The organism is Fulvivirga ligni (assembly GCF_021389935.1).
GTDB lineage: Bacteria > Bacteroidota > Bacteroidia > Cytophagales > Cyclobacteriaceae > Fulvivirga > Fulvivirga ligni.
Genome location: NZ_CP089979.1, coordinates 2,018,676 through 2,034,330, shown reverse-complemented (window position 1 = coordinate 2,034,330; position 15,655 = coordinate 2,018,676). Strand labels below are relative to the sequence as shown.

Here is a 15,655-nt window from a genome sequence, read left to right as displayed (position 1 = left end):
AAACATCATAAAATGCAGCTTTCTGGTTACAGACACTTAATAAACAGTTGAATATTCCATAAATGCCAGAAAAATAATCTTTCGGAGATTTGCATCGAAATAAAATTTCACACGACCGCAAAAAATTTAATGGTTATAATGAAATCAATGAAATTAATCGCTGCACTCCTAATAGTTTCGAGCTCAGCATTCGCTACTGAACTAGACAAAACCACTGTTAATGTGAAAATGTCTTCTGACAATGATGTATATACTCTTTATTATAGAGGTGAAGATGCTAAAAAAGTATCTGTAGAAATCATTTCTCCGGCTGGTAAAATTGTATTCTCAGAATCAATCAAAGCTAACGGATCATTTAAACGTCCTTATAACTTAAGTGAATTACCTGCTGGTAATTATACGCTTAAGGTTACAGATCACAATGGCACCACTACTGAAACTATTCAGCATGGCAACACCACCACTGGATCTTCATCAATAAACTTCATTAGCTTAAGACCAGTAGATAAAAAATACCAATTAACAATCATCTCTGATAAATCAGTAGCCAAAGTAAGAATTTTCCAAAATGGTTATGAGATCTACTCTGATATGAAGAAGATTGAGAACGGATATAGCGAGGTTTACAACCTTGATCAACTTACTCCAAATCATGATTATGAAATGGAAGTGATCATAGATGGAGAGGTTAAAAACTTCAAATTATAAATAACTGCAATTTAGTTTACCACTAAAGCTCAAGCCACGTCGACCGGCTTGAGCTTTTTTTATTTCCAAAAACCAAACTTACTATTGTAGATTGTGTTATAAAGTTAAGCATCAATCTTTCTTGCATAATGAGCAACCCTTACATTGTGGCTATTGGAGCCTCGGCGGGTGGATTAGACACAGTACAAAGCTTCATGAAAACGGTAGAGCCGGATGAAAACATTTGTTATATTATCATTCAGCACGCCCTAAGAAGCCATAAAAGTCTATTACCTCAGATACTTAAAAAGTATACCGGGCTACCCATATTAGCCATTAAAGAGAATATGGAAATATCTGGCAATAAGGTATTTGTATGCCCTCCATCTCATTATGCTGAACTTTCTGACGGGCACTTTAAATTAGTTGAGCGAAAAGATGATGAAAAAATCAACCATACCATTGACGCTACATTTTCTGCTTTAGCTCAAGAAGCAGGTGACAGAACTGTAGGAATTATACTCTCCGGCACAGGAGACGATGGCAGTAAAGGCTGCAAAGACATAGAAGAATACAATGGCGTGGTGATAGTGCAAGATCCTGCAACGGCTCATTACGAAGACATGCCCATGACCACTATTAAAAGAGACCATCCTGACTTTGTAATGAGGGTAGATGAGATGTTTTCCCTAATTAAATACCTAGTGGAAAACGCCCAGAACAGAGATTTAAGAACTACCGCTCAATCAGACTTTCCGAAATAGTTAATTAGCCCTATAGCTCACCCCAATAGTAAAAGTATAGTCTGGTGCATTTTCGTTGAGCGGTATACCTCCGGCTATATCAAATTGGAGATCTGAGGTAGCCGTGTAGGTTAAGCCCGCATCAAAAACGTGCTGTGAAGGATAATCATTGGCGAAGTAACCGTAGATTTCAGCAAACGAGCCAAGCTTGTCTGTAATTGACATAGAAAGGGCTGATGAATATGCCCAGGTGGTTTCCCTTGAATCGTCCCAATCAGCACCAAAACCGTGACCCCAGGTAAACTTATCATTTAGTACATTCTCAAAAAGAAACCTAAAACCGTAATTAAAGTGGTCATTTTGAAAGCCTTCAGCCCCAATATGACCTGGAGTTAAGAGTGGAGTCAAGGTGATAGCCGGGATGGCGAAATTTTGCTCGATCAGCTTTATTTTCGGAGCTAGGGTGATTGGAGTTAGGCCATTCACATCATAGTCCACCGTATCTATTCCATCTACACTGAGCTGGGTCCTGCTATAATTTGTCTGTACCCTCATCTCTAACCATGGCAATATTCCGTATTTCAAATTCACGTTCGGAACATCTGTTTTAGAGTAATCCCCATCCTTCATCCGAGCATATCCCAGCTCAGCCTGAAAAACCCCTGGTTCAAGTAGCTGAGCCGCATCGGTGGTGTTAGGCCTGTCGGTGAAAATGGCATCCTGAGCCATAGATAACTGAAAAGAGGATAGAACAGTAATGGTTAAGAGTAGAAATTTATTCATAGCAAATTTTAAAGATTGCTATAATAAGAAGATTTGTGATAGAAAGTTTAGCGATAACATCGATAAGTAAAACTTCGCATGCCAAATTATTCCCTATTGAAACAACCTTATAGCTTCAATCATTTTATGGACGGCTCATGAGCTGGCCTTCAATTCAATACAAGATTGATAACTGCCAATATTAAAAATACCGCTGGAATAACCGGTGGCCTGAACTTTAAAGGCAAGACATCCTGAGGCACATTAGGGTGTAGATGCACGTAAAATGCTACCACCATCATAATGATTACCAAGAGATTATCCATCAAAAACAAGATTTTAAATGCTTTTGCCGGTAAGGAATGAAACCTTGTTACCAGCAGCAAAAAAAGTATCCCAGAAAAGATCTCTCCCAGCTGACCTGCCCAATAGCTAGGGAATGGCAATTCACTGCTTTGCACCTGCACGGTGTACCAGCTTTTGAAAGGATCAATAAATTTAAGGACACCAAACATAAACATAGATACACCCAAAAATAGGCTGATGACTTTTACTGACTTTTTCATTTTTTATTTCAAAAATCAGTGTTTAATAAATTCAACTTCCGGACATTTAGCTCTGATTATAGGACAATCAGCTCATGGCTAAAGAAAGTTTATAAGCCATTGGTGTGGTACCGGTGACTTTTTTGAAGATCCTTGTAAAATATGAAGGGTCGTTATACCCTACCTCGAAGGCAATCTCAGTAATATTTCTGGAAGAGTTTCTTAACAACTCACAGGCTTTCTTTATGCGCTGCTCTTTTAAATATTGATTGGGTGAAGTCCCAAAAACTGTTTGAAATTTCCGTTTAAACCCTGAAAGACTCATCCCCGAAAGCTTAGCCAATTCTTCGATAGTCAGGTTAGAATATAAATGCGCTTTGATAATCTTCTTCAAGGATATTTCAACTGGCGACAGCAGATCTGATAGTAATTGTTGCACTGAAATACCACCACCAAACTGAATTAAAAGCAAGACAAGTTCCTTTATTTTCAGTTTCAAAATTTCATCATTGATGAGTTCCGGATGATCAAAATAGAACTCCAGGCTCTCAATGAATTTATAAAGCACTTCATTTGGCAATATCCTCTTAACCTGCTGAAGATCAGATTGCTCACCCCTCACATCTGGAATCCCATCATGATATAACTCCTGAACCACAGTTGAATTTAAATGTACCGCAATCACCTCCACCTCTGTCAAAGAAGTTTCCTTCACCCAGTCAACAAAATAGGTTCCACACTTAAGAAGCATCGCTTCATTTGCCGACACATTGGCCGTACCATCAATTGAAAAGACGGTTGACCCAAGATCCTTCACAAAAACAAAGCACCCCTCCTCCTCAAATACTGTCTCATAACGATATGGCAAGCGAATAGAAACTCGCTCGACAAGAGGAATACCTTTATATGGCCATATTTTTCGTGATAAGATCATGGCAATTAATGACTTATAGAATAACCCTTTGGCTTTTCATGAGCAAATTGCTTCATTTCTCCCCTTGTTAAATTTTTTGTTATCTGGTGATTCTCCCTAAATAGTAATTGTATCATAATTGGATAATCATACAGTTCATTCACCGTGACCAGGCCGTCCTCACCCAAATTAAAAAGATTATAAAGCCAATAATTATGTCCTTCATAACCCTGCAAGGTCATAGTTATTATCTCATAACTTCCATCTCCATTAAAATCTCTCTCAACCCTATTTTCACTCAATTTATCATCGTATGAAACCTTCACAAAGCTTCCATCAGGCTGACTGAGGAAATAAATTACCCGAACATTGAGCGCAGCTATTCCATTTCCATAATAGGGAATAACTATTTTTATATCCTTCAAGGAATCGCCATTCACATCCATAATTATCAAAGGCATATGATCGCCTACATGCGCTATCCCCATTGGCTCCTCATACCTTGCCAAGAACTCGTGGTTTCTATAAATTCGAACGAAGGAGCTGTCCCATTGGCCAACAAAAGTGGTCAGCTGAATGGTTAGGGAATCACCATTAGCAAAGAAATCGGGAACTGTATTCGTATAATGAATTTTATTCTGTTCTTCCGATCTATCATAGGTAATCCAGTCACCAAAGGTTGTATAATTAATAGCTGGATAAACTTCAAAAGGGTCTTGTGCTCTGATGATGTGGGAGTAAAATTGTAATAGAAGGAAGAGCGGAAGTATTTTAATAGGCATAGACACGTGCAGAGAAGAGAGAATTATAGCCTCCCATTTACCATATAATTACGACAAGGAGTATATTAAGGCAATTAAAACTACAGGTTGAAAGCTCATAAAAAATAAGCTAAATTCACAATCGTCTGAACACAAGTTCCTCCTCCGATAATGGCCCGACCGAGCCATTACTATTTTGAATACCAATCAACCTTATACTATCATTATCGCCTATCAGTTTATACTTTAATGAAATTGATGGCCCTGCTATAAAAACAGAGTCGTGATCAGGATGCATTGAAGTAACGGTTGAAACCTCAAGCATAATTGAATCCGAATCCATTTTTTGAGTTGTGAATAATAAATAATGTTGATTGTAGCAATCAAATAAGAATCCCATGTCATCCCTGAAGATTAGAGAATCAATACAGTTCTGATTTTCTCTGAGCCATTTGGAAGAAGATGTTATACTAGTAATTTTCTCACTATTTTTCAAGTTACAGGCTTCGAGAACAAAGCCAATTAATAACATTATGAAAACATTCTTTAACGGCACAATAGCTAAATCAAAAAATGAAACAGATGCGGCTGATCGTTCACGTATTCGAATTTAAATTTCTTACGCTGCATGCGCTCCATTAAAGGCTCCAGATCGTCTCGGCGTTTAAGTTCTATGCCGATTAGTGCCGGGCCTCTGTCGCGGGCGTTCTTTTTGGAATATTCAAAGTGGGAGATATCATCATCTGGGCCTAATACATCAATAAGGAATTCTCTTAAAGCTCCGGCTCTTTGAGGGAAGTTGACTATGAAATAATGCTTAAGTCCTTCATAAAGCATGGATCTTTCTTTTATCTCCATGGTTCTGGTGATGTCATTGTTACTGCCACTGACAATACACACTACATTTTTGCCTTTAATCTGGTCCTTTAGTTTTTCAAGAGCAGTGATGGCCAATGCTCCCGCAGGCTCCACAACAATGGCCTGTTCGTTGTAAAGTCTTAATATCTCACCGCAAACCAAACCTTCAGGCACGGTAATTACATCATCGAGCAGCTCCTGACAGATTTCAAAAGTAAGATCACCTACTTTTTTCACCGCTGCTCCATCTACGAACTTATCTATTTTACTGAGAACCACTACCTCTCCTTTTTCGAGAGAAGCCTTCATAGCTGGTGCTCCTTCTGGCTCTACTCCTATTATTTTGGTAGAGGGCGAAAGGGTTTTAAAATAGCTACTTAAGCCTGCAGCTAGGCCTCCTCCACCAATAGGAAGTATCAGATAATCAATGGGATCTGAGCTATCTTCTATAATTTCTTTACCTACGGTTGCCTGTCCTTCTATGATTTTGGGGTCATCAAAAGGAGGTATAAACATCACTTCATTCTCTTCACAGAATTTAGTGGCTTCATGAAAAGCATCATCATAGGTATCTCCGGTGAGCACCACTTTTACAAATTCTTTACCGAACATTTTCACCTGATTCACCTTTTGACTAGGTGTAGGTGCAGGCATAAATATGGTGCCCTGAATCTGTTTTTTAGCACATGCAAAAGCTACTCCCTGAGCATGATTTCCTGCACTTGCGCAGGCTACTCCGTTAGTTAGCTGTTCTGGAGCAAGACTTTGAATCTTGTTATAAGCTCCACGAATTTTATAAGATCTTACTACCTGAAGGTCTTCTCTTTTAAGCAAAATATTAGCTCCAAATCTTTCAGAAAGAATTGGATTTGGCATTAATGGGGTGCGAATAGCTACACCTTTAAGGTTCTCGGCAGCTGCTAATATGTTATCTATCGATATTTTTGCTTTGTTCACTTCAGACTTCATAATCTCCTTTTATCAGATAAAAACAGGCAGCCAAAATTTGACTGCCTGATAAATTATTGTAATTAATTAACCGTTTTCAGGTCTTAGCTTTCTTACTTCTTTTCCTGCCTGCCACATTTCAGACTCTCTAAGCTCTTTCAGCTCTACTTCGAGTTTCTCACGGTAGTCAGACTTACTGTTACTATCTATTGAGCGCTGTGCCTCATTTCCTGCAGCCACTTCGCTGTAAAGCTCTTCAAATACAGGCTTAGAAGCATCACGGAATTTTTTCCACCAGTCTAATGCACCTCTCTGAGCTGTAGTAGAACAGTTAGCATACATCCAGTCCATTCCGTTTTCAGCTACCAGCGGCATAAGTGATTGAGTTAACTCTTCCACTGTTTCGTTGAAAGCCTCAGATGGAGAGTGTCCATTAGCTCTAAGCACTTCATACTGAGCAGCAAAGATACCCTGGATAGCACCCATAAGTGTACCACGCTCACCAGTAAGGTCACTGTAAACCTCTTTTTTGAAGTCAGTTTCGAAAAGATATCCTGATCCTACACCAATACCTAAAGCCACTACTCTGTCTTTAGCTTTTCCGGTAGCATCCTGGAAAATAGCGTAGCTAGAGTTCAAACCTCTACCCTCAAGGAACATTCTTCTTAGTGAAGTACCTGATCCTTTAGGCGCTACTAAAATTACATCTACATCTGATGGAGGAACAATGCCTGTTCTCTCTTTATAAGTAATACCAAAACCATGAGAGAAATAAAGTGCTTTACCAGCAGTTAAATTCTTTTTCACAGTAGGCCACAAACTAATCTGGCCGGCATCAGATAACAGATACTGAATGATAGTTCCTTTTTGGCAAGCTTCCTCAATTTCGAAAAGAGTTTCACCAGGCACCCATCCGTCAGAAACGGCTTTATCCCATGTTTTAGATTCTTTTCTTTGCCCAATGATTACATTGAAGCCATTATCTCTTAGGTTTAACGCCTGACCTGGGCCCTGCACACCATAACCGATAATAGCAATAGTTTCGTCTTTTAATGTATCCTGAGCTTTATCTAGAGGAAATTCCTCTCTTGTTACTACATCTTCTGTTACTCCGCCAAAGTTAATTTTTGCCATTGTTTTGTTGAATTAGTTATTCTTTTTAAAAGTTGTCTGTTATTATTTCTTTAGAATGTGTTTCTAAAGCTTGTAAATATGTTTTAAATGTACTCATGGTGTTAGAAAGGGAGACTCTTCCTGATCTCACAAAACCCTGTAAACCAAATGGATACAAATCCTCAAAGAGTTGATGTGTCTCTTCTTTGGTGCCGGTTTTAGCGATGATCATAAAGCTGCCAACCTGCTCTTGCACAAAAGCTCCGTGGGTAATGAGCACATTATCCAATTTTGGCCTATCAAGGCTCGGATCCATTTTAATTTTGTACAAAGCAATTTCACTATGCACGGTTTCAGAATCTTTAAAGCAATAAGCTTTTAATACCTCCACCTGCTTTTCTATTTGTTTGACTACCTTTCTGGTCTTCTCTTCATCTTCATTGATTACAATTGTAAACCTATGAATACCAGGGTATTCTGATTCTGAAGCAGTTAAGCTTTCTATATTTATATGTCTCTGAGTAAACTGAGCCGAAATACGGTTTAGCAAACCGATTTTGTTCTCAGTAAATACTACTATGGTGAATGTCTCTTTCATGATCTTCTTCTTTTTAGATTATGATAATCTTACATCTTCTACTGAAGCTCCGGTAGGAACCATTGGGAATACGTTATCCTCTTTTTCCACCATTACCTCTAGTAGATAAGGACCATCATGATCCATCATGGTTTTTAATGCAGCATCCAAATACTGTCTTTCACTTACTGAGCTAGCCTCTATTCCAAAACCTTTAGAGATAGTCACAAAATCAGGGTTTACCAGCTCTGTAGATGAATAGCGCTTATCAAAGAAAAGCTGCTGCCATTGGCGCACCATGCCCAGGAAGTTATTGTTTAGAATAATAATCTTCACCGCCGCATTAGTCTGGAATATAGTGCCTAATTCCTGCAAGGTCATCTGAAAACCACCATCTCCTATTACCGCTACTACTGCTCTTTCAGGAGCTCCCAATTTAGCCCCCAAGGCTGCCGGCAAACAGAAGCCCATAGTTCCCAAACCTCCAGAAGTAACGTTGCTTTTAGTTTGTTTGAAGGTAGCATACCTACAGGCCACCATCTGGTGCTGACCTACATCAGTTACTACCACAGCTTCGCTATCTGTGAGCCCGTTTACTCTTCTTATTACCTCGCCCATAGTTAGGCCAGGCTTATCAGGATTTAGCTCTTTCTGTATGACCTGATCATATTCAATGGCTTTCAGATCATGAAATTTCTGTACCCAATCATCATGATTGTTCTCACTACATAGCGAAGTGAGCAACTGCAATGATTCTTTAGCATCACCCAGAATGGCTATATCTGTCTTTACATTTTTATCTATTTCGGCCGGATCTATTTCCAAATGAACCACTTTCGCTTGCTTAGCATAGCGACTTAGATCGCCGGTAACACGATCATCGAATCTCATACCTACAGCAATGAGCACATCGCATTCATTGGTAAGTTTATTGGGAGCATAGTTTCCATGCATACCCAGCATTCCTACATTTAAAGGATGGTCAGTAGGCATTGCTGAAAGTCCTAAGACAGTCCATGCCGCAGGTATACCTGTTTTTTCTACGAAAGCCTTTAGCTCATTCTCCGCTTCTGAAAGTATTATACCCTGACCGAAAAGTATGAATGGCTTTTTAGCTGAATCAATCAGTCTTGCCGCTTTTTCTACCTCATCATGATCTAAGGCAGGCTTAGGTACGTAGCTTCTGAAGCCGTTACATTTTTTATAAGAGAAATCAAGAGATGCAAATTGAGCATCTTTGGTTATATCTATTAATACAGGACCTGGCCTACCCGAAGTAGCAATATAAAACGCCTTGGCAATGGCACTTGGAATATCCTCAGCCTTAGTTACTTGCGTATTCCATTTGGTTACTGGCATAGATATACTGATGATATCTGTTTCCTGAAAAGCATCAGTTCCCAATAATGGTGAAGCTACCTGACCGGTAATACATACCAACGGCGTACTATCAATCTTAGCATCTGCCAAACCAGTGATCAGGTTAGTAGCTCCAGGACCTGATGTAGCGAAAACTACCCCAGGCTTGTTGGTAACTCTAGCCATACCCTGAGCGGCATGAATAGCCCCTTGCTCATGTCTGGTAAGGATGTGCTTAAGCTCTTCCTGAAAATGCCAAAGTGAATCATAGACCGGCATTATAGCACCGCCCGGGTAACCAAAGACAGTCTCGACACCCTCGGCTAGCAACGATCTGATGACCGCCTCAGAACCGGCCATACTTTGCTTTTCAATTTGTTTTTCACCAACTGTTTTGGTCAATGTATCCATAATTAAAGATCTGTTATGCACCCTTGGGATGCGGATGAAACACTTTTTGCATATTTATACAGTACTCCTGATGTTTTTTTCAATGGTGGAGCAACCCATTTATCTTTTCTGGCCTTCATTTCGGCCTCATCTACCATCACCTCAATAGTGTCTTTGGTAGCATCTATTTTTATAATATCACCATTCTCAATCAATGCGATGGCACCGCCGTCTTGTGCTTCAGGAGTAATATGCCCCACCACAAAACCATGAGTACCTCCAGAAAAACGACCATCTGTAATCAGGGCCACTGAATTTCCTAAACCTGCGCCCATAATGGCAGCGGTAGGCTTAAGCATTTCAGGCATACCTGGGCCACCTTTTGGTCCTTCATAGCGAATAACTACTACTTCTCCAGCTTTCACTTCGCCATTTCTGATACCATCATTAGCGTCATACTCACTATCAAAAATGTGGGCTGGCCCTTCAAATACTTCACCCTCTTTTCCGGTGATCTTAGCTACACCTCCATCAGGAGCTAAGTTTCCCCTCAAGATTCTAATATGACCTGATGATTTAATAGGGTTTGATACCGGACGAATAATATCCTGTCCTTCTTTTAATCCTGGTAAATCAGCTAAGTTTTCTGCTATTGTTTTGCCAGTCACTGTCATACAGCTACCATCTAGCAGGCCTTCATCCAGCATAAGTTTCATTACTGCAGGCACACCGCCGTTGATGTGCAGGTCTTCCATTAGGTATTTACCGCTTGGCTTAAGGTCTGCCAGGAATGGCGTTTCATTACCTATTCTTTGGAAGTCGTTGATATCAAAATCAATATCAAATGCTTTGGCCATTGCCAATAAATGAAGCACTGCATTAGTAGAACCACCAAGAACGGTGATCAGCTTCACAGCATTTTCAAATGATGCTTTTGTAACAATATCTCTTGGCTTAAGGTCTTTTTCAATAAGCAACTTCATGGCCTCACCTACTCTCTTACATTCTTCACCTTTTTCACCGCTCACAGCAGGGTTTGAAGAACCATAAGGCAAGCTCAAGCCTAAAACTTCAATGGCCGATGCAATGGTATTCGCAGTATACATACCTCCACAAGCACCAGCACCTGGGCAAGCATTATGAACTACACCACTGAAGTCTTCCTCAGAAATAGAACCTGCTATTTTCTGACCTAAAGCTTCAAAAGCACTTACTACATCTAGTTTTTTATCTTTATAGCATCCTGGAGCAATTGTACCTCCATATACCAAAATAGCCGGCCTGTTTAATCTACCCAGGGCAATCATAGCTCCCGGCATATTCTTATCACAACCAACCACGGTAACTACACCATCGTATGACTGCGCATTTACTACTACCTCTACTGAATCAGCAATTACATCACGAGAAGGTAAGCTATATCTCATTCCTGGAGTCCCCATAGAGATACCATCACTTACACCAATAGTGTTGAAGATAAGTCCTACAAGATCCTGCTCGTTAGTGCTTTCTTTCACCACCTTAGCCAAATCGTTAAGGTGCATGTTACAAGGGTTGCCCTCATAACCTGTACTCACTATTCCGATTTGTGGTTTTTTAAGATCATCATCAGTTAAACCTATGGCGTGCAGCATGGCTTGTGCAGCTGGCTGCGTAGGGTCTTGAGTTACGGTACGGCTATATTTGTTAAGTATTTCTGACATTATAAATTTTATACGATTGTAAGTCCTTGATATTCGTTGTGTTGCACTTTAGTGCGATACATCTGATATATGCTATGACCAGCAGATTCCTCCCAATTGGCCTTAAATTTCTCGCCGTTTATAGCACCGATCGGGGTTATTTCCACGGCGGTACCGGCGAAGAAAGCATAGTCTGCATCATATACCTCATCTACAGTAAAATGACTCTCTATCACTCTGATTTCTAATTCTTTAGCCAACTCCATGATGGTTGCTCTGGTAATTCCCGGAAGAATATTTCCTGCCGGTGGAGTATATAAAACACCATCTTTCTCATAGAAGAAATTAGCGCCTGGCCCCTGAGCTACATAACCATGTATGTCTAATAAAAGAGCCTCGTCATAGCCCAGCTTTCTAGCCTCTGTAGTAGCCAATACCGAGTTAGTATAATGACCCACTACTTTCGCTTCCATCACGCAAGACTTAGGATTTGGCCTTTGGTATGATGAAATCATTACATTTAAAGGTTCATTACCCAGATATTTAGCCCATTCCCAGGCTCCTATGAAAACATTTGTTTCAGAAGCTGGTGTTAGCGCCATGTTCATACCCTGATAAACCAATGGCCTGATATATGCGTCACTAAGGTTATTCTTATCAAGCAGCTGATAAGTAATACCTACTAATTCTTCTACAGTATAAGGCACCTCTATATGCATTTTTTCTGCAGAATACAGGAGCCTGTCATAATGTTCTTTGGCTCTGAATATATTGCAGCCATTCACATTTTTATACGATCTTATTCCTTCAAACACTCCAATACCATAGTGCAATGTTTGATTGTACATGCTGGCTTTGGCATCTTTGGCCTTTAACCATTTGCCATTTTGAAATACAGTGGTCTCATTGTTGTAATACATGGCTATACATTTAATTTTTTGACATAAAAAAAGCGCCAACCCTGAGGATTGGCGCTTAGTATTATTTTATATACAAAGCATCACCAATCCCTCGTGGAAGTCACCACGATGACGTTAATAATAATCAGGGAAATAATATTGATGCTTAGACTTTTCATTCTTGTTCTTTGATTTAAAGCTAACCAAATAGTTTTTGAAATAACAACGCTGTGGCATGTTTTTTTCCATAATAACTATTCTTAAACTGCTAATGCCTCCTTGATGTAGGCAGCAACCTTGTCTCCTACCTCTTCTGTAGTTTTAGGATTATCGCTGTTAATATCTTCAGTAACAAATCCTTCTTCTACAGCTTTTAAAACAGCTTCTTGTATTGCTTTACTTTCCTCTACCAGGCCAAAGGAATACTCCAGCAGCATGGCTGCCGAAAGAATGGCGCCGAAAGGGTTAGCCAAATTCTTTCCTGCAGCCTGAGGAAACGATCCGTGAATGGGTTCGAACAAACTTTGTTCTGTTCCTATTGAAGCTGATGGCAACATACCTAATGAGCCAGCTATTACCGAAGCCTCATCTGTGATAATGTCACCAAACATGTTCTCAGTTAGTACTACATCAAATCCTTTTGGATTTTGAATAATCTTCATAGCTGCGTTATCCACAAACATATAGTCTAGTTCTATGTCAGGGTAATCTGCAGCCATCTCCTGCACGGTTTCTCTCCACAAGCGCGAAGTGGCTAATACATTGGCTTTGTCTACCAGTGTCAATCTCTTACTCCTATTTCCAGCGGCCTCAAAAGCCAACTTAGCTATTCGGGTTATTTCTTCTTTGCTGTAGTTACAGGTATCAAAAGCGCTACTTCCATCCTCCGATCTACCTCTGGGCTGGCCGAAATAAATACCTCCGGTAAGCTCTCTGAATACAACAAAATCAGTACCCTGAATAATGCTCTCTTTTAATGGTGATTTTGATAACAAAGCATCATAACTTTTCACTGGCCTCACGTTAGCAAAGAGATTTAATTTCTTTCTCATGGCTAACAGACCTTGCTCAGGTCTCACTTTTGCTTTAGGGTCATTATCATATTTAGGGTCACCGATAGCCCCAAACAAGATAGCATCTGCCTCACGGCATGTATTTTCAGTTTCTTCAGGAAAAGGGTTGCCAGTAGCATCTATGGCTGCCGCACCTACAAGAGCTTCTTTATAGGTAAACTCATGTCCGAAACTTTCTTCTATAGATTGTAATGCTTTTAAAGCCTGTTTTGTTACTTCCGGCCCTATACCATCTCCAGGCAATATTGCGATATTTTTCTTCATTGTTATATTTGCTATAATAGAAACAGCCCCCGTAGAAAGGTCAACCTAAACCATATCTCTACGAGGGGCATGTTTCACCCATCATTACTTTATTGTATTTTCCGCCTCGTAAGCCTCCACTTTATCAAGACTGCTCAGCAGAAAATCTATGTCATCAAAGCCGTTTTTAAGACAATGCTTCTTATAAGGATTGATCTCAAATTTCTCGCTTAGATTAGAGCCCAAAAGGCTCACAGTTTGCTCATCAAGGTCTACTTTCACCTCCGCCTCAGGATCATCTTCTATGGCGCTAAAAAGCTTCTCTAAAAAGCTATCAGACACCTGCACTGGCAAAAGACCATTGTTAAGCGCATTATTTTTAAATATGTCAGCAAAGAAGCTGCTAATCACCACTTTAAACCCATAATCATAGATGGCCCAGGCAGCATGCTCTCTACTAGATCCACAGCCAAAGTTTCTACCACCTACTAATATTTTTCCAGTATAAGTATCCTTGTTTAACACAAAGTCAGCATTAGGATTACCCTGGTCATCATACCTCCAGTCACAGAACAGATTATCTCCAAATCCTTCTCTGGTGGTAGCCTTTAAAAATCTGGCCGGAATAATCTGGTCAGTATCTATATCCTGAAAGGGAACAGGAACGCATGTTGATATTAATGTATCGAATTTATCCATCTCAATTTTAGTCTTCTATCATTTCTCTAACATCAGTGATATAGCCATTCAAAGCCGCAGCTGCCGCTGTTAAAGGACTAGCCAACATAGTTCTGGCACCCGGTCCTTGTCTGCCTTCAAAGTTTCTGTTAGAGGTAGAAACACAATATTTTCCTCTTGGCACCTTATCTTCATTCATACCCAAACATGCTGAGCATCCTGGTTGACGCAGCTCGAAGCCCGCCTCTGCCAAAATTTTATCTATACCTTCTGCCTTAGCCTGATCCTCCACCTGCTTAGAGCCAGGGATGATCATAGCATTTACATGTTCAGCTTTTCTTTTCCCTTTTACCAGATTAGCAACTAATCTCAAATCTTCGATTCTGGAGTTAGTACAGCTTCCAATAAATACATAATCGATCCTTTTACCCAAAAGCTGAGAACCTCCTTTTAGGTCCATGTACTCAAGTGATTTTTTCAACCCGGCATCCATCTGCCCGTTTCCTCCAGGTATGCTCTGGGTAATACCAATGCCCATTCCAGGATTAGTACCATAAGTGATCATCGGTTCTATGTCTTCAGCCTTAAAAACATACTCCTTATCAAATGTGGCGTCAGCATCAGTCTTTAGGGTCTTCCAATAGGCTAATTTCTTATCCCATTCTTCTCCTTCCGGAGCAAACTTTTTGCCTTTCAGATATGAAAAAGTGATTTCATCTGGAGCGATCATTCCACCACGGGCCCCCATCTCAATACTCATATTGCAAATGGTCATTCTAGCCTCCATAGAAAGTGATTCAATGGCAGTACCACAGAACTCAATAAAATATCCTGTTCCTCCTCCAGTAGTGATTTGAGAGATGATGTACAGAACAATATCTTTTGAAGTAACTCCTTTTCTAAGCTGACCATCCACCTGAATCTTCATGGTTTTAGGTTTCTTCTGAAGGATACACTGAGTAGCAAACACCTGCTCTACCTCACTGGTGCCAATACCGAAAGCGATATTTCCAAAGGCCCCGTGTGTAGATGTATGGCTATCACCACAAACTATAGTCATGCCCGGCTGAGTAATACCCAACTCTGGCCCTATTACGTGCACAATTCCCTGAAATGGATGGCCCAAGCCATATAGCTCAACACCAAAATCTTTACAGTTTTGAACCAGTGTATCAACCTGATGCCTTGAAAGCTGATCTTTTATAGGAAGATGCTGGTCTTTGGTAGGCACGTTATGATCAGCAGTAGCCACGGTTTGGTCTGGTCTGAAAACTCCAATGCCTCTATTTTTAAGTCCCGCAAAAGCCTGCGGACTAGTTACCTCATGTATAAAATGACGGTCTATATATAAAACTTGTGGTCCATCTTTTATTTCCTGAACCACATGCTTATCCCAAATCTTATCAAAAAGCGTTTTACTCATT

16 protein-coding genes are annotated in these 15,655 nt (G+C 40.1%); 2 read left to right on the top strand and 14 right to left on the bottom strand.

Annotation, left to right across the window (positions count from 1 at the left end; translation table 11 throughout):
* The first annotated feature begins 138 nt into the window (after positions 1 to 138).
* Both LVD16_RS09030 and LVD16_RS09025 read left to right on the top strand, forming a co-directional pair.
* Positions 139 to 708: a T9SS type A sorting domain-containing protein gene (locus LVD16_RS09030; protein WP_233773606.1), complete on the top strand. Its 570-nt coding sequence runs from the start codon at positions 139 to 141 to the stop codon at positions 706 to 708.
* Positions 709 to 836: 128 nt separating this feature from the next.
* Positions 837 to 1,451, top strand: coding sequence for a chemotaxis protein CheB (locus LVD16_RS09025; RefSeq protein WP_233773605.1), 615 nt, complete (start codon positions 837 to 839; stop codon positions 1,449 to 1,451).
* On the opposite strand, the gene LVD16_RS09020 is transcribed toward LVD16_RS09025, so the two are convergent.
* From LVD16_RS09020 to leuC, 14 genes are all read right to left on the bottom strand, one after another.
* Positions 1,452 to 2,213 (bottom strand): transporter, encoded by a 762-nt coding sequence (locus LVD16_RS09020; protein WP_233773604.1) that lies wholly within the window; start codon positions 2,211 to 2,213, stop codon positions 1,452 to 1,454.
* Positions 2,214 to 2,362: 149 nt separating this feature from the next.
* Positions 2,363 to 2,758, bottom strand: coding sequence for a hypothetical protein (locus LVD16_RS09015; protein WP_233773603.1), 396 nt, complete (start codon positions 2,756 to 2,758; stop codon positions 2,363 to 2,365).
* 67 nt (positions 2,759 to 2,825) lie between these two features.
* Positions 2,826 to 3,671 carry a helix-turn-helix domain-containing protein gene (locus LVD16_RS09010; RefSeq protein ID WP_233773602.1) on the bottom strand — a complete coding sequence of 282 codons (846 nt, stop codon included), beginning with the start codon at positions 3,669 to 3,671 and terminating at the stop codon, positions 2,826 to 2,828.
* A 5-nt stretch (positions 3,672 to 3,676) separates the two neighbouring features.
* Complete coding sequence (locus LVD16_RS09005) at positions 3,677 to 4,432, bottom strand: hypothetical protein (RefSeq protein ID WP_233773601.1); 756 nt, start codon at positions 4,430 to 4,432, stop codon at positions 3,677 to 3,679.
* A 115-nt stretch (positions 4,433 to 4,547) separates the two neighbouring features.
* Complete coding sequence (locus tag LVD16_RS09000) at positions 4,548 to 4,754, bottom strand: hypothetical protein (RefSeq protein WP_233773600.1); 207 nt, start codon at positions 4,752 to 4,754, stop codon at positions 4,548 to 4,550.
* 218 nt (positions 4,755 to 4,972) lie between these two features.
* On the bottom strand, positions 4,973 to 6,238 hold the full coding sequence (gene ilvA / locus LVD16_RS08995; RefSeq protein WP_233773599.1) for a threonine ammonia-lyase IlvA: 1,266 nt from the start codon (positions 6,236 to 6,238) through the stop codon (positions 4,973 to 4,975).
* 66 nt (positions 6,239 to 6,304) lie between these two features.
* Positions 6,305 to 7,351 carry a ketol-acid reductoisomerase gene (gene ilvC / locus LVD16_RS08990; protein WP_233773598.1) on the bottom strand — a complete coding sequence of 349 codons (1,047 nt, stop codon included), beginning with the start codon at positions 7,349 to 7,351 and terminating at the stop codon, positions 6,305 to 6,307.
* A 25-nt stretch (positions 7,352 to 7,376) separates the two neighbouring features.
* On the bottom strand, positions 7,377 to 7,928 hold the full coding sequence (gene ilvN, locus LVD16_RS08985) for an acetolactate synthase small subunit (protein WP_233773597.1): 552 nt from the start codon (positions 7,926 to 7,928) through the stop codon (positions 7,377 to 7,379).
* Between the two features lie 18 nt (positions 7,929 to 7,946).
* The gene (gene ilvB, locus LVD16_RS08980) at positions 7,947 to 9,677 is read right to left on the bottom strand and encodes a biosynthetic-type acetolactate synthase large subunit (protein ID WP_233773596.1); all 1,731 of its coding nucleotides are present in this window, start codon (positions 9,675 to 9,677) and stop codon (positions 7,947 to 7,949) included.
* A 2-nt stretch (positions 9,678 to 9,679) separates the two neighbouring features.
* Entirely contained in the window at positions 9,680 to 11,359 is a 1,680-nt protein-coding gene (gene ilvD / locus LVD16_RS08975; protein ID WP_233773595.1) for a dihydroxy-acid dehydratase, read from the bottom strand.
* Between the two features lie 8 nt (positions 11,360 to 11,367).
* Complete coding sequence (locus LVD16_RS08970) at positions 11,368 to 12,258, bottom strand: branched-chain amino acid transaminase (RefSeq protein WP_233773594.1); 891 nt, start codon at positions 12,256 to 12,258, stop codon at positions 11,368 to 11,370.
* A 239-nt stretch (positions 12,259 to 12,497) separates the two neighbouring features.
* The gene (leuB, locus tag LVD16_RS08965; RefSeq protein WP_233773593.1) at positions 12,498 to 13,574 is read right to left on the bottom strand and encodes a 3-isopropylmalate dehydrogenase; all 1,077 of its coding nucleotides are present in this window, start codon (positions 13,572 to 13,574) and stop codon (positions 12,498 to 12,500) included.
* Positions 13,575 to 13,658: 84 nt separating this feature from the next.
* Entirely contained in the window at positions 13,659 to 14,252 is a 594-nt protein-coding gene (gene leuD / locus LVD16_RS08960) for a 3-isopropylmalate dehydratase small subunit (protein WP_233773592.1), read from the bottom strand.
* Positions 14,253 to 14,259: 7 nt separating this feature from the next.
* Positions 14,260 to 15,654: a 3-isopropylmalate dehydratase large subunit gene (gene leuC, locus LVD16_RS08955; protein WP_233773591.1), complete on the bottom strand. Its 1,395-nt coding sequence runs from the start codon at positions 15,652 to 15,654 to the stop codon at positions 14,260 to 14,262.
* Between the last annotated feature and the right edge of the window lies 1 nt (position 15,655).